Origin of the sequence: Bradyrhizobium stylosanthis (genome assembly GCF_001641335.1) — a bacterium.
Lineage (GTDB): Bacteria > Pseudomonadota > Alphaproteobacteria > Rhizobiales > Xanthobacteraceae > Bradyrhizobium > Bradyrhizobium stylosanthis.
The window spans coordinates 1568160-1584040 of sequence record NZ_LVEM01000001.1; the positions used below are offsets into that span (position 1 = coordinate 1568160).

Genomic DNA, 15881 nt, shown 5'->3' on the forward strand with positions numbered 1-15881 from the left:
GTTTTGCGTCTTTATCGTTCAATTTCGATGCGTCAGGGTGGCAGTTGTTGCAAACCTCAGGGATAGTATAGAGACACCGATCGGGAACTGATTGGTGATTCCGGCCCTCCGGTAGCCTCTGCGACGGTATAGTCATTATGCTGCACCGTGACAATTGCGTACCCGCCTCCCGCCCCGGGGTCCCGCCCGGGGCTACTGCCTCGCCGACATCAGCGTATCCGTCCTTTCCGAGAGCTCCCGTCGCATGGCCTTCCTGAACATCAACGCCACGCTGCCCGAAAAGGGCCGCGACCTCCGGCTCGACCTGTTTCGCGGTGTCGCCAACTGGGCGATCTTCCTCGACCACATCCCCGACAACGTGGTGAACTGGATCACCACGCGCAATTACGGCTTTTCCGACGCGGCCGACCTGTTCGTCTTCATCTCCGGCTACACCGCCTCCTTCGTCTATGCGCGGATGATGCTGGAACGCGGCTTCATCGTCGGCGCCACCCGGCTGACCAAGCGGGTCTGGCAGCTCTACGTCGCCCACATCATCCTGTTCGTGATCTACATCGCCTCGATCAGCTATCTGGCGCTGCGCTTCGGCGATTCCGAGATGATCAACGAGTTCAACGTCGCCGGCCTCGTCGATAACGCCACCGAGACGCTGCGCCAGGGCCTGTTCCTGCGCTTCAAGCCGCTCAATCTCGACGTGCTGCCGCTCTATATCGTGCTGATGGGCCTGTTCCCGCCGGTGCTGTGGTTCATGCTGCGCAAGCCCGACCTGACCATGGCGCTGTCGATCGTGCTGTGGCTCACCGCGCGCCATTTCGGCCTCAACCTGACCGCCTATCCGGCCGGCCAGTGGTACTTCAACCCCTATTGCTGGCAGGTGCTGTTCGTGTTCGGCGCCTGGTGCGCCATGGGCGGCGCCCGTCGTTCGATGACGCTGATCAACTCGCCGATTACGCTGTGGCTCTGCCTTGCCTATCTCGCCTTCGCGCTCGTCATGACCATGGCCGGCCGCTTCCCCACCTTCGGCGGCATGTTCCCGGAATGGCTGTTCTCGGCCTTCAATCCGAACGACAAGACCAACCTTGCGCCCTACCGCTTCCTCCACTTCGTGGTGATCGTGGTGCTGGTGATCCGCTTCGTGCCGAAGGACTGGCCGGGGCTGGAGTGGAAGGTGTTCGATCCGCTGATCGTCTGCGGCCAGCAATCGCTCGCGGTGTTCTGCGTCGGCGTGTTCCTGTCCTTCGTCGGCCATTTCGAGCTGTCGATGAGCTCGGGCTCGCTGTTTGCGCAGCTCTTCGTCAGCATCGCCGGCATCGCGATCATGACCACGGTGGCCTATTACATCTCGTGGTCGAAGAAGCAGGACAAGCCGCTGAAGCCGCCGCCGCCCAAGCCGGCAGCCGCGGCCAAGGCGGCCTGAGCAAGGCCGCCTGAAGGAAGACCGCTGAGAGAGGCGGCGGCTAAGCCGCCTCCTCGCCGTCGAATTCGGTGAATTTCTTGTAGATCCAGTCGCGGCCGTCGTGGCGCCGCCAGACCTTGCCGTAAACCAGCTGCCCGTTGATCGAGCGCCGCGGCACGATCACCGTCCAGAGGTGCCAGATTTCGGTCCAGCTCGCTTGCGAACTGACGATTTTGAAATTGCGATCGAAAGACATGACGCAGAACTCGACTGATACGCGCGCCGCAACGAACTGTGACCTTGTGTGAGCACGGATTTCAGGCAGCCGTCGCGGGCCAGGGCCGATTTGACCACGCCGGCGGAAGCGGCCGCAACAACCGCTCGCCCTTAACCTAACCGGTCAACCTTACCCGCCGCGAACGGCCGGCGAGACAGGTTGAAACCCGGCGCCGGCTTTTCTAGAATAGATGCGCAATTTGAGAACGAGCGCGCCGTTTTGGACGCGTGGCGATTTTGACCGACATTGATTTTGAAGAATGACTTACTCGGCTGGGGCGATCGCAATGAACTTGCAGTGTGTATGTCTGCGCCTGGCGGTGCGTTCGACACCGCCTGCCCCGCTGCTCCTGACATCTGTCCAGGAGCCCCCCAAGCCCGCCAACGACAATCAGATGGTCTGGCCGTTCGTACCGTTTCCGCCCGGCTGGCACGCATCGAGCTGATTGCGCCTGCCTGAAAAAGCGCAACGCCGCACAAGCGGAATATCATCGCTTGGCGGCGTCCGTTTAGACATTGGGCGCTGAAATCCCCAACACCCTTTTGTCTGTGGCGACAGCCAAAGGTTCGATGAATCCCAGGTAATTCTGCGCCGTGTGCTGTGCGGCTAGACGGCGGCGGCGACACTGGACGTGCTGGTGGACGCGCTCTGGGCACCGGTCCCGAGCGCGCCTTGCGCGTTGTAGGTTTGCCCCGCCTGACTGCCTTGACCACCTTGCGAGCTCGCGGACGTCTCGACCTCGGTCGTGCCGTCGGAATAGGTGATCGTCGTTGTGGTGACGCCGTCGATGGTGATGGAGACCTCGCTGACGATGGTCTTGGCCGACCCGCCGCCTCCCGATCCCGAGCTTCCGCCCGCCGACTGCGAAGACGATGCGGCCGATGCCGCCGATGTCGATGACGTCGCCGCTGTCGACGAAGCCGCCGACGTCGAGGATGCCGCAGACGTCGAGGCCGTCGCGCTCGATGCGGACGTCGTCATGGCGGCAACGGTTGATGCAATCGCACTGATCGACATGAAAGCCTCGCTTGAAGATGTCCCCGGGCGCGGCGGCGTCGCCTGCGCGATCATCTCCTTCAACGCGGCGGTCGGGCGAAGCAGGCGCGAGGAGCGTGAAAAAAATCGACGTGATAGACATTTTTCGCACCCGGGCGCCGCAACCAAACGGCCATCCGCGCGTTGCTGTTTTTTCCCTCCGCCTTTTCCCCTCTGTTTTCCCACCCCTGGCACCCGCGTGCGTCGCAGTCTGCGCGCCCGCTATGGATGCCCAGTCATCTCGTCTCACGTCCGTGTGAGCTGGAGCGCGGCCGGTGAATTTCTTCGACCGAGCAGAGACCAATCAAGAGCAGGCCGCAAGGCAAGGGGATGCTGTGAGCCAGATTGATACGACCGAGAAACTCGAGAGCGCGCCTGAAGCCAAAAATTCGCTGTTCGCACTCTGCGGCCTCGGCTTTGCCGCCATCGCCATGCTTGGCTGGATCTGCGCCCTCGCCTGGATCGCCTGGCGTCTCGCCGACTGGCTGCTGTTCTGAACTCCGGAACGCGGCCGGCTCCCGGCAACGGGAGCGGCCTCCCGACCGCATCAGTAGTGATAGTTCACGCCGACCGTCGCGGCATGGATGGTATCCTTGAGGTGCGCCACCGTGATGCCTTCGACAGGACTGATCAACTGGATCGGGCCCTTCGTGCCGAAGTCGTGGTAATTGTATTCGACGTTGGCCGACCAGCTTGACGCAAACGCCCATTCCACACCGGCGCCCAACGTCCAACCGGTCCGCATGACGGATGCGCTGGGATCGACCGCAAAGCCGGCCGCCGGGCTGACATAGGCGTCATCGACCTTCTCGTGAGTCCAGGCAACGCCGCCCCGCGCATAAAACAGCCAGCTTAAGCCGTAGGCATAGCCGAGCCGTGCCGTCACCGAACCCAGGAAGTCGTTCTTGAGGCCGAACCGCGATGGCACCGCGAGATTGCCGAGCGCGGGAAATCTGACATTGCTGCCGTGCTGGCTCGACAAGCTCGACCATGCTGCACGGCCCTCGGCGCCGACGACCCAGTTGGATTCGAATTGATGATCACAGCCGGCCTGTCCGCCGCCGACAAAGCCGGAGGATCCGAAATCAACGGTCCCCCCAACGCTGTTGATCGTGCGATCCTCGCTCGCGGCGCCGCCGATATGGCCGCCGATGTAGCATCCGGTCCAGTTGAAGGTGACTCGCGCAGTTGGCGGCGCCTGCAACGCAAGATCAGCCGCAGATGCCGTCGTTGCGGACAGGGCGAAAATCGCCGCGCCGTAAAGAGCTTTCAACATATCCTCACACTCCCCCGTTGCATCGCTTGATTTGTGCACGCGAAGCTGACGCGGAGGTTGCGTAGTGGACAAGTTGTCGCGGGAAGCCCTGCCGGCGGAGACGGACGCCCGCGATGACGGACCAGAGCCTACCGAGTCGAAATCTGCAGGAAGTTGAAGGAGATTCAGGCCGGGGACTGGTCGGGGCAGCTGGATTCGAACCAACGACCTGCAGTACCCAAAACTGCCGCGCTACCAGGCTGCGCTATACCCCGAATGTCCGGCGAGCCCCGTCGATACACGCTTCCAAAGGCGCCAGCAAGGCTGCCGTCGCCCCCGCCCGTCGGTGCTATTTGCTGCCGAACAGCGGGTGGCCGACACGGTCGCCGGGCCGGATGCCGTATTTCTGCGCGGTGCCCGCCACCACCTCCAGCACGGCTCGCGCCGGCCCTCCGGACGAGATGATCTTGGTCGACAGCGGCTCGGTGTTTTCCGCAATCCGCAGGATGCGGCCGTCGGCGCGGATGAAGATCATGTCGAGCGAGACATAGGTGTTCTTCATCCACATCGAGATTTCCTGCTCGGGGTTGAAGTCGAACAGCATGCCTTTGCCGTCCGCCAGCTCCTTCCGATACATCAGGCCGGTCTGCTTCTCCTGCTCGGTCGTTGCCATCTCCACCGAGAACACCTGCACGCCGTTCTTGGTGACGATCTCGAGCGGCTGGAAGCTGGCGGCGCCTGCGGGCGCGCTCGCGACGGCGAGGCCGGCGACGACGAGGATGGCGGCGAGCCAACTCCCGGCAAGGAACCGAAAGGGCTTGCGATCAGACTTCAAGGCAAAACGCATGGGGGATGGCACTCGAGGCGTGGGAATGGAACAGTCCTACGCGGCGACCGCCGGAAAAGCCAGAGGCGCGCCGGTCGGCCGGCGCGCCTCTGCTCACGATTGCGGGAATTGGTTTCCGGCTAGTGCGACTGCAGGCCAGGCGATCCGGTCTCGGGATGGATCTCGGCTGCCATCATGCCCTTGGAACCGGGCCCGAAGCGGACCAGCACATACTGGCCGGGCCGCAGCTCGGTCATGCCGAAGCGGCGCAGCGTCTCCATGTGCACGAAGATGTCGGGCGTACCCTCGCCGCAGGTCAGGAAGCCGAAGCCGCGCAGCCGGTTGAACCATTTGACCTGGGCCCGCTCCAGTCCGCTGGTCGCCGTGACCGTGACATGGGTGCGCGGCGGCAGCATCTGCGCCGGATGGATCGCGGTCGACTCGTCCATCGAGACGACGCGGAAGGCCTGGTAGCCCTTGGCGCGCTGGATGCATTCGACGACGATACGCGCGCCTTCGTACGCGGTCTGGAAGCCATCGCGCCTAAGCACGGTAACGTGCAGGAGCACGTCGGGCCAGCCGTTGTCCGGAACGATGAAGCCGTAACCTTTGGATGCATCGAACCATTTAATGACGCCGGTCACCTCGACGAGGTTGGCGCTCGCCTCTCCCAACCCGGTGAAGGGACTGAGCGCTGTGTCGCGGCCGACGCCATGCTCGCCCGGCGTCAACCGCCCTGGCGCAGTGCCCTGTCCGGGAACTCCAAGCTTCTTGGACTCAAATCCGTCCGACGACCCCATAACCCCGGACCCCACACTGCCATGCAACCCGCCACATTGGCGGCGCTCGAATCACGCGTCTTAAGAGAATGTTCTCAATTGGACGCGACGCGAATCTTTCGACTCAAAAGATAACACTCCCGGTTGAGAGGCATAGATAAAAAAGAGATTCGCCGGAACCTATGAACAGCTTGCACAGCCGCGAATCAAATTGATGCCTCAATTACCGACAAAGGGGCCGAGGGTTTCGCCGATGTCGTGGCGGATGACGAGATCGGCGATGTCGTCCTGTTCGGTCGGCTCGCGATTGATGATCACCAAACGTGCACCGGCATTCTTCGCCATCATCGGAAAGCCTGCGGCAGGCCACACCACAAGCGACGAGCCGATCGCGATGAAGAGGTCGCAATGCTGCGACAGCTCCGTTGCGCGCTGCATTTCATCCTCGGGCATCATCTGACCGAACGAGATCGTGGCGGTCTTCACCGGTTCGCCGCACACGGTGCAGTTGGGGGCGGCGCCCTCTTCGTCAAATCGTCGCTTCACCCAGTCGAGCTGATACGCCTCGCCGCACCCGATGCAGCGCGCATAGGTGGTATTTCCGTGCAGTTCAATCACGTGCTCCGCGGCGAATCCCGACGCCTGGTGCAAATTGTCGATGTTCTGCGTGATGATGGCGGGAACCTTGCCGGCGCGGTAGAGCGAGGCCAGCGCCCGATGGCCCCGGCCGGGCTTCGCCGCGGCAAAGACCTCCTCCATCGCAAAGCGGCGGCGCCAGGATTCGTCGCGTGCGTCCTGGCTGGCGACGAACTCGCCGAACTCGATCGGACGGTAGCGAGTCCAAATTCCGCCCGGCGAGCGGAAATCGGGGATGCCGCATTCGGTCGAGATGCCGGCGCCGGTGAACGGCACGATGGTCCTGGCTTCGGCGATCATGTCGCCGAGACGTTCAACGCCGCTACTAAGATCTGACGCAATCATGGGCAAGCCATCCTGACTTGAAAGCATGGCTCTATAGCATGGCCCGCGCCGGTCGTTGGTGCGTTCCTGCCTCGCAGCGGACCAGACTCAGCGCGCGCCAGGCCGGCGTCGCGACGTCATCCTCGTCTGACCCGCCGGCGCTTCGATGCCGAGTCGATCGAACGCGATTGTCGCCATGCTCGGCGCCTGATTTGCACTTGCGGTTTGGCGTTCGGCTAGCTGCGTCGCATCCAAGCGACAAGATTGTTGACGCTCTTATCCACCGCGAACAAACGCATCGTGTGACGCACGCAGAGCAGCGGAGCTCGGCAATTTTTTCCGACCATCGCTAATCACATTCCTGCAATGCCTCCTCCCCATTGACGCCCCAATCAGAAGCGCCAATGCATGTGTTGACGCGACTCAAGCTGATTGCGGCGGCAGGACTTGAGTGCAGTAGTGCACACATACTCACGTGTAGAGGGGATTTGACATGACCGAAGACGAACAGCGCAAGATCCGCGAACGCGAAGAGATCGCCGCCCGTGTCGCCGCCTTCCGTGCCACGCAGGAAAAATTCAAACGTGAACGCGAAGAGTATTTCGTGTCGACGCTCGAGAACGCCCGCAAGGTGGAACGGCCCTCGCTCTGGCCCTAAGGCACGCCTGATCGGTGCGCACGAAAAAAGCCCGGAGCATCGCTCCGGGCTTTTCGCTTATTGAGCCGTTACCAATGGCGATAGTAGTGGCGGTGCCGGTAGTACGGTCCACCATAATAGGCGTACGGGCCCGATCCGTAATAATAGCCCGGTCCGTCATAATAGCCGTAGCCCGGACCATAATAGCCGTACGGATGCGACGCGGCGACCGCGCCTGCGGTGATGGCGCCGGCCGCGAGGCCGAATGCCAGACCCGGACCGATGCCGCGACCGCGCGCCTCAGCCGGCGCAGGAGCCGCGATCGCCGTCACGCCGACGGCAGCGACGGTGGCCAGAACTGCCAGGGTTTTCTTCATCATGCACTCCTCCTTCGCATCTCGGCGGGACAACGCGGTCCGCCTGCGATGGTTGCGCGCAGGCTGGAACCGGAGGCTGGCAAAAAATTCCGCGACAGGCGGAACGAAAGTGTGCCGGCCTGGTTGAGGTTGCGAGTGCAGAGCCTCCGCTATCCGGTAGAGGCAACAGCACGAAGCCCCGTCAGTATCCTCCGCGATGCTGGCGGGGTTTTCAGTTCCACGGGAGCAAATGGCAGCAGACGTTAACGGCTGCCAATGCGGGGCGGACACGAGGGAGGAAGGATTGCCGCTATCCGCTTTGCTGGCCCGTATCCGCAGGCTCGTGCCCAAATCCGGCGACCAACATTACGACGAGATCGTGCGCAATTTCGGAGTTGGGACGCTGCGACCGCCACCAACGCCGATGAGTGACGGCGAGCTCGCGCGGGCCATAGGCGAGTTCCTGAGGGAACAGCCGTCATCGGAGTCGGTCGCCACTCTCGGCAGGCGGCTCGACCCCTCCTCTCGCCTCTAACGCACGATCGGAAAAGCGCGGAACGCATTCGATAAGGTCGGGCGCGAAGAGCGGGCCCAAGCACGATGACAATCCTCCCCGGTTGCGCGCTCCAGGGAGATTTCTTTTCGTGATCGCGGAACAAACGCGCGGTTTGCACGTTGAGGTTGCCTTCACCAACGAGGCCCGACATGCCCGCGTGGCTCGAGGTACTGCTCAATCTGTCTGGCTATGCCGGTTTCGTCGCGCTTGCGAGCCGCGGCGGCGCGTGCACGCGCGCCTCGGTCGACGAGCGCATCGCCGGCGACGAGCGCTAGCTAGTTGGTGCGCGGCGCCTGGCCGGCGGTGCGGACCAGCCGGTCGGCCTTGACCGCGACGCGCGTGTCCTCGAGTTGCGGCCGCAGCGAGAAGCTGATCACCACGAAAGCGAGGCAGAACAGCGAGCCGACGATGGCGACGCGCCGGTAGGTGTGCCGGTCGCCTTGGTAGAATGACGGTTCTGAAAAAGGTGTCATGAGAAATACGTTGGCAAAGTTGCTTCTTGGCAAAGCGGTTTCTTGATTGTCCTTGCAGGACATACCTACGCCAAGCAGCAGCGATCGCAACGCAATTGGGCTTTTAACCTAACCGAATAGGGTTATCCGCTTCCGCGCAAGCTTCCGTTAGGAGTTGGCGCAGCGCCGCGCTGGGCGAGCGATCGCGCATTGCGCTGCGCTCCGTCCAGCCAACGGGTTCGCCGGTTTTCATGCGGCGCCGATCAGGCAAAGGCGCGCGCTGCTTCGTCTCACGCTGGCTCGTTCTGACACAGGTGCGGCGTCGAAGCGCGCGCAGCCACGCCTTGTTCTGCATCCGACTCCATTTCGTTCCCGAAGAACGAATCGGAGTCGAGAAAACCGGCGCTACTCTCTTCCTAACGAATGATGAAGTCGCGTGCCGCTGCGGCCTCGGAGGCAGAGATTTTCGGCGGCAGGAATTTCGACACGACCGCAAACACGATGACGATCTCGCGGCAGGGCTCGCATCGAAAGCTGTTGGTCGAGGTCGCCGTCATCGGCCTTGCGCATCGCGGACACATCATGGGGCGCGAACGCTGATCCAGCATGATCGTTCCTAAGCGATCACACGGCGAACAGATCGAAGCGCAATGCCCTGCGCGAGAGCCGGCTTGCGATCAGAAACCCGATGCAACAAACGCCACGCGGCAATGCCCGATCAAGCGCGGGCGACCTGAACGAGTCCGCCGCCTGCCCGATCTCGCCGAATTCGGCTGCACGCGGCTCAAGCCGCGCGCCTGGCTTTGCCCTTCTCGGAAAAGCACTCGAGGATCTGGATGCGGAGCTCTTCCGCCGCCGGGCCCTCGACCTTCCTGAGCTCGTTCCAGAGCCGGATCACTTCGCGTTGTTTATCGACGGTCATGAGTCACCTCCAAGGTGGACTCATAAGAACAAAATGAGAACAAGAAGTCCAGCCCTCGCGCGCGATCTCCGCGAAATTATCTTGAACCTTCCGTGCGCTGCGCAGACTCATGAGCACTGGGGATTTCAGCGCCCAGCAACAAAGCAGCGCCGCTTGACGAACATATTCCGTCACCGCGGCGCTGTTGCTTTTTGGATTTTCAACCTTAAGTTAGAGGTGGAGCTGACGGCCAGGCGCTGAAATCCCATCGCCGTCAGTTTGGAAAGCCCCGTGCGAGAGCGCGGGGTTTTTTCCCGTCAGGCATCGCAAGCGCTTGGCGCGGACACCCATCGCTGGAACGGCTCTGCGTCCTGCCCGTTACTCCGTCGAGGGTGACGCAATGCCAAGGACGTTTTTCGCCATCGAGGTCGTCAGGCAGGTCGAGGCGACGGTCGAGATCATCGTGGAAGCTGCAGATGAGGATACCGCGCAAGCCGCGGCGCTCGCGCATCTGAAGGCGCGCGGCAACGAATATGAATGGCTCAATCCGAAGTCGGAATTCATCGTCTGGCGCAAGCGGCCGGTTGACACGCCGCCGATCGTGGACGTGACGGCATGATCCGCGCGCGCCGGCTTGCGCACGACGAGCGGTGGAACGGATTGCGCGTCAGCGCATTATCACGGTGAATTCAGTGGTGCTGAGGGCCGTGCGACGCGGCCGTCAGCTTTGAAGAACCCCGCAGCCCCCGCGCGGGGTTTTTCTCTTTTTGGAATTGGCGGCTGAACCTTTTCGGCGCCCGCGCGTCTAATTAAATGAAGCTTCCCCCAGGCTTCACCCCCACCAGAAAGCCCCGCTTCCCCCAGGCGGGGCTTTCGCGTTTACGGGGTAGCCGCGCCGCCGGCCCTGCATGCAGCAGGCGGCGCGATCGCCGTATCAGACGGAGTCCTTGGCCACCTTCAGCGGCGAGGCCTTCACCGACTTGCTGGCGGGCTTGGCCGCGAACTGCATCGGCTCCTTGGTGAAGGGATTGATGCCCATGCGGGCTTCGGTCGCCGGCTTGTTCACGACCGACATCTTCACGAAACCGGGAATGACGAACTCGCCGGACTCGTTGAGCTCCTTGTATCCGACGGTGGCCATGTACTCGATGACCGACTTGACGTCGTTCTTCGCAAGCTGCGTGCCCTCGGCGATCGCATCGATCAATTGAGTCTTGGTCATCTTCGCCATGTCGAGAATCCTTCTGAATTGGGTGCGCGTGAGTGTTGAGTTCACTCCGCCGGGCACATGACAAAACCGCGCAGCGCGCTTCGTGGTCATGCCGACGGTCAGGAAGTCACCGGGCTTAGAACCCATCGAGGCCGAAAACGCAAGCCGCAGTTTCACGGCCATCCCGTCACTTTTTGCTTGCGCCTGCCGCCCGTTGCGCAAGATCTCGCGCGCTATATCGGCGGTGACATGGCGAAACTGCGTCGACGACTTTCGCCGTCAACGCGCGTTCGCGATGCCGTTGATATAGGTGGCCGGCGGCTGGCCGAGCGCCTTCCTGAACATGGTGATGAAGGCCGTGACCGATTCATAACCGAGCTCGGCCGAGACCTGCTGCACGCTCGCGCCCGCGGCGAGCTCGCGGATCGCGACGATCAGATGCAGCTGCTGACGCCAGCGCCCGAACGTCAGTCCGGTCTCCTTGACCACGAGACGCGCAAGGCTGCTCTCGCTGAGCGCGAGATGGCTCGCCCATTCCGCGAGCGTGCGACGATCGGCCGGATTGTCCGCAAGCGCTGCCGCAATGCGCTTCAAGCGCGGCTCGGCCGGGAGCGGCAGATGCAGCTGCTGCAACGGCATGCGCGGCAGCTCGCCGAGCAGCACGCCGATCAGGCGTTCGCGCCGCGCCTCGTCGTGCTGCGTGCCGTCGGACAACTCAACGATCAATTCGCGCAGCAGGGGCGAGATCGAAATCGTGCAGCAGCGCCCGGGCAGCCGGCATAGCTCCGGCTCGACATAGACGAAGAACAGCCGCGCATTCGCAGTCGCCCGATTGCTGTGCGCCATGCCGCCGGGAATCCAGACCGCGCAATGCGGCGGCACCATCCACAGGCCGCCAGGGACGCGGCAGGTGACGCCGCCTCCGAGCGAGACCACCAGCTGCCCCTTGCGATGGCTGTGCTCGGGCACCTCGCCCTTCGTGCCGTCGGCATCGACGCGCACGGCAATGACCGGCGCGGAGCGGTCGTCCACATCGAGGTCGAGCCAGGGATAGCTGAGGGGCTGCCGCATGATTGACGGTTTTTGACGATCGATTGCGATAATACGCAAATTCTTCCAGCCCGGAAGCCGGTAAATCCGAGATCGCCCCCAGCAGGAGATGCACCGTGGACGCCCTCACCACCTCAAAGACTGCGGAACTCGGCCGGCTGGTCCGCACGCAGGCAGGCTATGTGCGCGGCGAGGCACGGGACGCAAACGGCGTGCTGGCATTCAAAGGCATTCCCTACGCCGCACCGCCGGTCGGGCCGCTGCGCTGGTGCGCGCCGCAGGCCGCATTGCCCTGGCACGATGTGCGCGACGCCTCGGCCTTCGGCGCGGCATGTCTCTCCTCGCTCGCGAACGATCCCCGCCCGGGCCCGCGCAGCGAGGATTGCCTCGCGCTGAATGTCTGGACCGCAGCGACCGCATCAGACGAAAAGCGGCCGGTGATGGCCTGGATCCACGGCGGCGGCTTTCAGTTCGGCTCCGCCGCCAATCCCGCCACCGACGGACGCCTGCTCGCCGCGAAAGGCGTTGTCGTCGTCAGCTTCAACTACCGCCTCGGCATCCTCGGCTTCCTCGCCCATCCCGATCTCGACACTGAGGCGCCGTCGGGCAATTACGGCCTGCAGGACCAGCTTGCGGCGCTGCTCTGGATCCGCGCCAACATCGCCGCGTTCGGCGGCGACCCCGACAACGTCACCCTGTTCGGCGAGTCCGCCGGTGCGATGGCGGTCGGAATCCTCATGGCCTCGCCGCTTGCCCGTGGCCTGTTCCACAAGGCGACCGGCCAGAGCGGCGCCTTCTGGGACGGCCGGCACGGCCCTATGCAAAGTTTCGACGAAGCCCGCGCGCGCGGCCTCGCTTTCGCGCGCCGGCAAGACAACGCGTCGATCGCAGCGTTGCGCGACATGCCCGCCGAGCAGCTGATCGCCGCCGCACCCTGGAGCTTCGCGCGCGACCACGTCACGGAAGCGTTCTCGCCGAGCATCGATCGTCACCTGATACCGGATGCGCCCGCGCGACGCTTCCTGCGCGGCGAACAGATGCAGATCCCGCTGCTGGCCGGCTGGAACGGCGCGGAAGGATTCCCGTTCATGGCGCTCTCTCTCCCCGCGCAATCCGCGCTGGCGTTTCGCGCTGCGGCCGAGGCGATGTTCGGACCAGCGCGCCTTGCGGATTTCCTAAGCCTCTATCCCGCCGGCACCGACGCCGAGGCCGGTGCGTCCGCCGCCGCGTTGACGGGCGACATGGTGATCTCCGAGCAATGCTGGCAATGGCTGCGGCTGCACGCTGCCGGCCGTGCGCCGACTTACGGCTATCACTTCAATTACACCTCGCCCTACACGCCGGTCGCATCGCACGTCACCGAGATCCCCTTCGTGTTCGGCACGCTGACGCCGCAGCAGATCGTCGGCAGCACGGCACCGCCGGCCGAGGAGGACCGCGCGCTGTCACGGACGATGATGGACTACTGGGTCAACTTCGCGCGGCGCGGAAACCCCAACGGACCGGGCCTGCCGTTTTGGCCCGCGCATGACGAGACCGACGTGGTGCAGATCCTGGATACGACGATCGAACCTCGCAAGACTCCGCAGGCCGATCGCTTCGCCTTCCTCGGCGGGTTCAGGGAGAACGGCGTGCTGCCGATGCGCTGGCGAAAGGTACGCCAAACGCCGGCTGCGATCCTCAGTCCGCCGGAATGAAACGCAGCGTGCCGGCGCGGCGCGTCGGCTGGCCGGTGTCGTTGGTGTGATTGACGCCGTCCATCACCGGCACCTCCGGGAAGTCGAACGGGCTGACGCCGTCGAGGCACGCCACGTTGACGGCATAAAGGGTCGTGTCGGACCGCCGCTGATGATGGGTATAGATGCCGCAACGCGCGCAGAAGAAGTGCTGCGCCGTCCCGGTGTGAAAGCGGTAGCTGGTCAGCGCGTCCTCGCCCGCCAGGAACCTGATCCCGCCCATCTCCGCCATGACGACGACCGCCCCGCGCATCCGGCAGTAGGAGCAGGTACAGCGGCGGATCGAATCGAAACCGTCGCTCAGCGTCGCCTCGAACCGTACCGCGCCGCAATGGCACTGCCCTGCCCGAATGGTCTTCTCGCTCGCCATCGTGTCCGTGTCTCCTGTTCCGGTCCCTCTCTGCCTCCGGAGGTATCACAGATCACGTCTGGCTGGGGACCTGAGCAAGCGCCTCGTCCTTCGAGACGCGCTACGCGCTCCTCAGGATGAGGCCAAGCGGCATTGGCATCCGCAAAAATTGCCGCCGCGAACTCCGCCCTCATCCTGAGGGCCCGCCATCGGCGGGCGTCTCGAAGGATGGGCCGCGAGCGAGCTGCCGCCCCATGTCGTCATTTGCGACAGCCTCGCCGTCTCCACACTCCCGATGGGGACAAGGAGTCACCTCGCCGTGAAACTTGTGACTTGAGAGGTGTTGTTCAGACTTCAGTAACCCAACGCATCCAAGCTCGCGTCAGTATCGTTGCGTTGGAGTATCCCCACAGTGCTGGATTTTCACGAGCTGCGTGAACTCGCGGCTGATGTTCGCGTGTTCATCGACGTCGCCGAAGACAAGGCCGAGGCGCTCAGGGCCGTGATCGCGGCCTATGACGTGGTGCTGGCGATCTTCCCGGCAAGGGAAGGCATGGGCCTGCACGTCATCAAGGGCAAGGAGATCCTCGACAGGATCGCAGGCGCGCGCAGCCACGCGGTCTACAGCCACACCGCCATCGCGGTTCCCGACCTCGCCCACGCCGAAGCGCTGAAATACCTGACCACGCCGGTCGAGCAGCGCATCGCGGCTTAGGTCCAGCGGCATCAATCCCGCGACCTCTCGCAACAAGCACGACCTCATCCTGAGGGCCCGCCGCAAGGCGGGCGTCTCGAAGGATGGGCTGCAGGCAAGATCGCCGCCTGATCATCTCGAGAGGCGAGAAACCTCACCTGTTGCCGGGGCGGCGCGTCAGCCGCCCGGCGGCTTGTAGGACGAGCGCAGCTTCGCCGCGTTCTGCCGCACCTGCTTGATCTCGTCCTGCGTGAACAGGCGCGTCAGCTTCACGTTCTGCAGCGTGCCCGCCGTGACGGTGAGCCCGGAGATCGCCGGCGCCGCGCTGGGATCGGGCACGTCGAAGATCACGAGGACGCCGGGGCCGTCGGCCGCGACGCTGTACATCGAGACCAGCTTGCCGCCGGCCGCCTCGATCAGCTTCGCCGCCGCTTCCTGACGGTTGGTCGTGGGATTTTCCAGAATGGCATTGAGCGCGCGCGGTGTGTATTGCCCTGTGAGACAGAAATGCATGGCTTGCTCCGTTCTGAAATGAAGACGCGCATCGCGACGAGCTGATCGTCGCGATGGTGGGCTCTGAAATGAATGGAGTGCATCGCCCGCCGTGGGCACAAACGCCGCCAGGTACTGACGAGGTTTCGGCACACCTCGTTGGCGGCTCGATAGCGAACATACAGCAGCGGGCGTGCACGTGAAAGGCGGTTTCGCCAAGCCGCTCGAGGGAAACGTTGTCCCTCGGTTCCCTGCTACCTCACAATGACCGATACGAGGAACGCTCCATTGTCCCGCGAATTGACTCATCTCAAGACAAGGAGATTGCGATGAGCGTTGAAGGCAAGGTCAAGGAAGGCGCCGGCTACATCAAGGAAGAGATCTACGAGCACGGCAAATCCCCCGAGAGCCAGAAGAAGGCCCAGGAGGGCCGCGACCTCCGGAACGAGGGACGCGTCGAGGACGGCAAGCCGCCGAAGACGACGAAGCCCGGCACCGGTCACTAGACCGATCATTTCGGAGAACCGCTCCTGCCAATGTCAGGGGCGGTTTTCTTGTCAGATGACGGGCGGGTTGGCCTCTCGCCTCCCTAGCGACCGTCGTCCTGCATGTCCCTGGTCGCGAAGTGGCAGCCGAACGCCACGAGGACCAGCGCGAACGTCGACCCGAGCAGGATCCGCAGCGTCTCTCCCATCTCCGCGCTCACATAGCGGACGTCGTGCCGCTGCGCGTAGCGTTCGGGATGCCCCGCATCCGGCGCTTGAGGGGAGATTGTCGTCAGCACGAGCCAGGCGACCGTGCCGCAAAGCGCCGCGACCCTCGCCACCTTCCCCAGCCTTTGCAGCCAGCGCTTCATGCCGCCCTCGTCATGCGTGGAGCTCCGCTTCGTCTTTGCCGGGCTCGCTTCCGCGAACTCTGAG

At 63.6% G+C, this 15881-nt stretch carries 23 protein-coding genes and 1 tRNA gene; 8 read left to right on the forward strand and 16 right to left on the reverse strand.

The genetic code is table 11. From position 1 onward, the window contains the following. Positions 1-244 precede the first annotated feature (244 nt). Complete coding sequence (locus A7X65_RS07585; protein ID WP_063683634.1) at positions 245-1417, forward strand: OpgC domain-containing protein; 1173 nt, start codon at positions 245-247, stop codon at positions 1415-1417. 40 nt (positions 1418-1457) lie between these two features. Here the strand turns inward: A7X65_RS07585 and A7X65_RS07590 are convergent, their stop codons facing one another. Together A7X65_RS07590 and A7X65_RS07595 are read right to left on the reverse strand one after the other, a co-directional pair. Further along, entirely contained in the window at positions 1458-1652 is a 195-nt protein-coding gene (locus A7X65_RS07590; protein WP_063683635.1) for a hypothetical protein, read from the reverse strand. A 627-nt stretch (positions 1653-2279) separates the two neighbouring features. Continuing rightward, entirely contained in the window at positions 2280-2690 is a 411-nt protein-coding gene (locus tag A7X65_RS07595) for a hypothetical protein (RefSeq protein WP_063683636.1), read from the reverse strand. A gap of 293 nt (positions 2691-2983) precedes the next feature. On the opposite strand from A7X65_RS07595, the gene A7X65_RS07600 reads away from it, so the two are divergent. Continuing rightward, the gene (locus tag A7X65_RS07600) at positions 2984-3205 is read left to right on the forward strand and encodes a hypothetical protein (protein WP_063683637.1); all 222 of its coding nucleotides are present in this window, start codon (positions 2984-2986) and stop codon (positions 3203-3205) included. A gap of 50 nt (positions 3206-3255) precedes the next feature. Here the strand turns inward: A7X65_RS07600 and A7X65_RS07605 are convergent, their stop codons facing one another. The 5 genes from A7X65_RS07605 to A7X65_RS07625 all read right to left on the reverse strand — a co-directional run bounded on the left by A7X65_RS07605 (position 3256) and on the right by A7X65_RS07625 (position 6549). Next, positions 3256-3984 carry an outer membrane protein gene (locus tag A7X65_RS07605; RefSeq protein WP_063683638.1) on the reverse strand — a complete coding sequence of 243 codons (729 nt, stop codon included), beginning with the start codon at positions 3982-3984 and terminating at the stop codon, positions 3256-3258. Between the two features lie 177 nt (positions 3985-4161). Continuing rightward, a tRNA-Pro gene (locus A7X65_RS07610) sits at positions 4162-4238 on the reverse strand. Positions 4239-4312: 74 nt separating this feature from the next. Then, a complete protein-coding gene (locus A7X65_RS07615) occupies positions 4313-4798 on the reverse strand; it encodes a DUF192 domain-containing protein (protein ID WP_430642919.1) in 486 nt (161 codons plus the stop codon). A 131-nt stretch (positions 4799-4929) separates the two neighbouring features. Then, on the reverse strand, positions 4930-5589 hold the full coding sequence (locus tag A7X65_RS07620) for a cold-shock protein (protein ID WP_063683640.1): 660 nt from the start codon (positions 5587-5589) through the stop codon (positions 4930-4932). Between the two features lie 198 nt (positions 5590-5787). Further along, positions 5788-6549 (reverse strand): SIR2 family NAD-dependent protein deacylase, encoded by a 762-nt coding sequence (locus A7X65_RS07625; RefSeq protein ID WP_063683641.1) that lies wholly within the window; start codon positions 6547-6549, stop codon positions 5788-5790. A 472-nt stretch (positions 6550-7021) separates the two neighbouring features. On the opposite strand from A7X65_RS07625, the gene A7X65_RS42545 reads away from it, so the two are divergent. After that, positions 7022-7186: a hypothetical protein gene (locus tag A7X65_RS42545; protein WP_164933808.1), complete on the forward strand. Its 165-nt coding sequence runs from the start codon at positions 7022-7024 to the stop codon at positions 7184-7186. A 68-nt stretch (positions 7187-7254) separates the two neighbouring features. Here the strand turns inward: A7X65_RS42545 and A7X65_RS07630 are convergent, their stop codons facing one another. Beyond that, on the reverse strand, positions 7255-7542 hold the full coding sequence (locus tag A7X65_RS07630) for a hypothetical protein (RefSeq protein WP_063684858.1): 288 nt from the start codon (positions 7540-7542) through the stop codon (positions 7255-7257). Between the two features lie 684 nt (positions 7543-8226). Here A7X65_RS07630 and A7X65_RS43525 point away from each other — a divergent pair. Continuing rightward, entirely contained in the window at positions 8227-8352 is a 126-nt protein-coding gene (locus A7X65_RS43525; protein ID WP_145659612.1) for a hypothetical protein, read from the forward strand. Here the strand turns inward: A7X65_RS43525 and A7X65_RS07640 are convergent, their stop codons facing one another. From A7X65_RS07640 to A7X65_RS42550, 3 genes are all read right to left on the reverse strand, one after another. Next, positions 8353-8550: a hypothetical protein gene (locus tag A7X65_RS07640; protein ID WP_063684860.1), complete on the reverse strand. Its 198-nt coding sequence runs from the start codon at positions 8548-8550 to the stop codon at positions 8353-8355. A 395-nt stretch (positions 8551-8945) separates the two neighbouring features. Continuing rightward, a complete protein-coding gene (locus A7X65_RS41570) occupies positions 8946-9137 on the reverse strand; it encodes a hypothetical protein (RefSeq protein WP_156527690.1) in 192 nt (63 codons plus the stop codon). Between the two features lie 176 nt (positions 9138-9313). Next, positions 9314-9451 (reverse strand): hypothetical protein, encoded by a 138-nt coding sequence (locus tag A7X65_RS42550; RefSeq protein ID WP_167358215.1) that lies wholly within the window; start codon positions 9449-9451, stop codon positions 9314-9316. A 379-nt stretch (positions 9452-9830) separates the two neighbouring features. Between A7X65_RS42550 and A7X65_RS07645 the strand changes: the two genes are divergently transcribed. Further along, positions 9831-10049 (forward strand): hypothetical protein, encoded by a 219-nt coding sequence (locus tag A7X65_RS07645; RefSeq protein WP_063683642.1) that lies wholly within the window; start codon positions 9831-9833, stop codon positions 10047-10049. 315 nt (positions 10050-10364) lie between these two features. On the opposite strand, the gene A7X65_RS07650 is transcribed toward A7X65_RS07645, so the two are convergent. Further along, positions 10365-10661 (reverse strand): HU family DNA-binding protein, encoded by a 297-nt coding sequence (locus A7X65_RS07650; protein WP_063683643.1) that lies wholly within the window; start codon positions 10659-10661, stop codon positions 10365-10367. A gap of 258 nt (positions 10662-10919) precedes the next feature. Then, positions 10920-11711: an AraC family transcriptional regulator gene (locus A7X65_RS07655; protein ID WP_063683644.1), complete on the reverse strand. Its 792-nt coding sequence runs from the start codon at positions 11709-11711 to the stop codon at positions 10920-10922. A 95-nt stretch (positions 11712-11806) separates the two neighbouring features. Here A7X65_RS07655 and A7X65_RS07660 point away from each other — a divergent pair, with 95 nt between their 5' ends. After that, complete coding sequence (locus A7X65_RS07660) at positions 11807-13387, forward strand: carboxylesterase/lipase family protein (protein ID WP_063683645.1); 1581 nt, start codon at positions 11807-11809, stop codon at positions 13385-13387. Here the strand turns inward: A7X65_RS07660 and A7X65_RS07665 are convergent. Next, a complete protein-coding gene (locus A7X65_RS07665; RefSeq protein WP_063683646.1) occupies positions 13371-13796 on the reverse strand; it encodes a GFA family protein in 426 nt (141 codons plus the stop codon). The two genes, A7X65_RS07660 and A7X65_RS07665, sit on opposite strands and share 17 nt — an antisense overlap. 391 nt (positions 13797-14187) lie before the next feature. Between A7X65_RS07665 and A7X65_RS07670 the strand changes: the two genes are divergently transcribed. Beyond that, positions 14188-14490 (forward strand): hypothetical protein, encoded by a 303-nt coding sequence (locus A7X65_RS07670; protein WP_063683647.1) that lies wholly within the window; start codon positions 14188-14190, stop codon positions 14488-14490. A 156-nt stretch (positions 14491-14646) separates the two neighbouring features. Here the strand turns inward: A7X65_RS07670 and A7X65_RS07675 are convergent, their stop codons facing one another. Further along, on the reverse strand, positions 14647-14982 hold the full coding sequence (locus A7X65_RS07675; RefSeq protein ID WP_063683648.1) for a GYD domain-containing protein: 336 nt from the start codon (positions 14980-14982) through the stop codon (positions 14647-14649). 308 nt (positions 14983-15290) lie between these two features. On the opposite strand from A7X65_RS07675, the gene A7X65_RS42555 reads away from it, so the two are divergent. Further along, the gene (locus A7X65_RS42555) at positions 15291-15467 is read left to right on the forward strand and encodes a hypothetical protein (RefSeq protein ID WP_167358216.1); all 177 of its coding nucleotides are present in this window, start codon (positions 15291-15293) and stop codon (positions 15465-15467) included. Positions 15468-15550: 83 nt separating this feature from the next. Here the strand turns inward: A7X65_RS42555 and A7X65_RS07680 are convergent, their stop codons facing one another. After that, complete coding sequence (locus A7X65_RS07680) at positions 15551-15817, reverse strand: hypothetical protein (protein WP_063683649.1); 267 nt, start codon at positions 15815-15817, stop codon at positions 15551-15553. Between the last annotated feature and the right edge of the window lie 64 nt (positions 15818-15881).

Coding starts and splice junctions, on each gene's coding strand:
- A7X65_RS07585 (WP_063683634.1), top strand. CDS start 245: ATGGCCTTCCTGAACATCAACGCCACGCTGCCCGAAAAGGGCCGCGAC.
- A7X65_RS07590 (WP_063683635.1), bottom strand. CDS start 1,652: ATGTCTTTCGATCGCAATTTCAAAATCGTCAGTTCGCAAGCGAGCTGG.
- A7X65_RS07595 (WP_063683636.1), bottom strand. CDS start 2,690: ATGTCGATCAGTGCGATTGCATCAACCGTTGCCGCCATGACGACGTCC.
- A7X65_RS07605 (WP_063683638.1), bottom strand. CDS start 3,984: ATGTTGAAAGCTCTTTACGGCGCGGCGATTTTCGCCCTGTCCGCAACG.
- A7X65_RS07620 (WP_063683640.1), bottom strand. CDS start 5,589: ATGGGGTCGTCGGACGGATTTGAGTCCAAGAAGCTTGGAGTTCCCGGA.
- A7X65_RS07625 (WP_063683641.1), bottom strand. CDS start 6,549: ATGATTGCGTCAGATCTTAGTAGCGGCGTTGAACGTCTCGGCGACATG.
- A7X65_RS42545 (WP_164933808.1), top strand. CDS start 7,022: ATGACCGAAGACGAACAGCGCAAGATCCGCGAACGCGAAGAGATCGCC.
- A7X65_RS07630 (WP_063684858.1), bottom strand. CDS start 7,542: ATGAAGAAAACCCTGGCAGTTCTGGCCACCGTCGCTGCCGTCGGCGTG.
- A7X65_RS43525 (WP_145659612.1), top strand. CDS start 8,227: ATGCCCGCGTGGCTCGAGGTACTGCTCAATCTGTCTGGCTATGCCGGT.
- A7X65_RS07640 (WP_063684860.1), bottom strand. CDS start 8,550: ATGACACCTTTTTCAGAACCGTCATTCTACCAAGGCGACCGGCACACC.
- A7X65_RS41570 (WP_156527690.1), bottom strand. CDS start 9,137: ATGCTGGATCAGCGTTCGCGCCCCATGATGTGTCCGCGATGCGCAAGG.
- A7X65_RS42550 (WP_167358215.1), bottom strand. CDS start 9,451: ATGACCGTCGATAAACAACGCGAAGTGATCCGGCTCTGGAACGAGCTC.
- A7X65_RS07645 (WP_063683642.1), top strand. CDS start 9,831: ATGCCAAGGACGTTTTTCGCCATCGAGGTCGTCAGGCAGGTCGAGGCG.
- A7X65_RS07650 (WP_063683643.1), bottom strand. CDS start 10,661: ATGGCGAAGATGACCAAGACTCAATTGATCGATGCGATCGCCGAGGGC.
- A7X65_RS07655 (WP_063683644.1), bottom strand. CDS start 11,711: ATGCGGCAGCCCCTCAGCTATCCCTGGCTCGACCTCGATGTGGACGAC.
- A7X65_RS07665 (WP_063683646.1), bottom strand. CDS start 13,796: ATGGCGAGCGAGAAGACCATTCGGGCAGGGCAGTGCCATTGCGGCGCG.
- A7X65_RS07675 (WP_063683648.1), bottom strand. CDS start 14,982: ATGCATTTCTGTCTCACAGGGCAATACACACCGCGCGCGCTCAATGCC.
- A7X65_RS42555 (WP_167358216.1), top strand. CDS start 15,291: ATGAGCGTTGAAGGCAAGGTCAAGGAAGGCGCCGGCTACATCAAGGAA.
- A7X65_RS07680 (WP_063683649.1), bottom strand. CDS start 15,817: ATGAAGCGCTGGCTGCAAAGGCTGGGGAAGGTGGCGAGGGTCGCGGCG.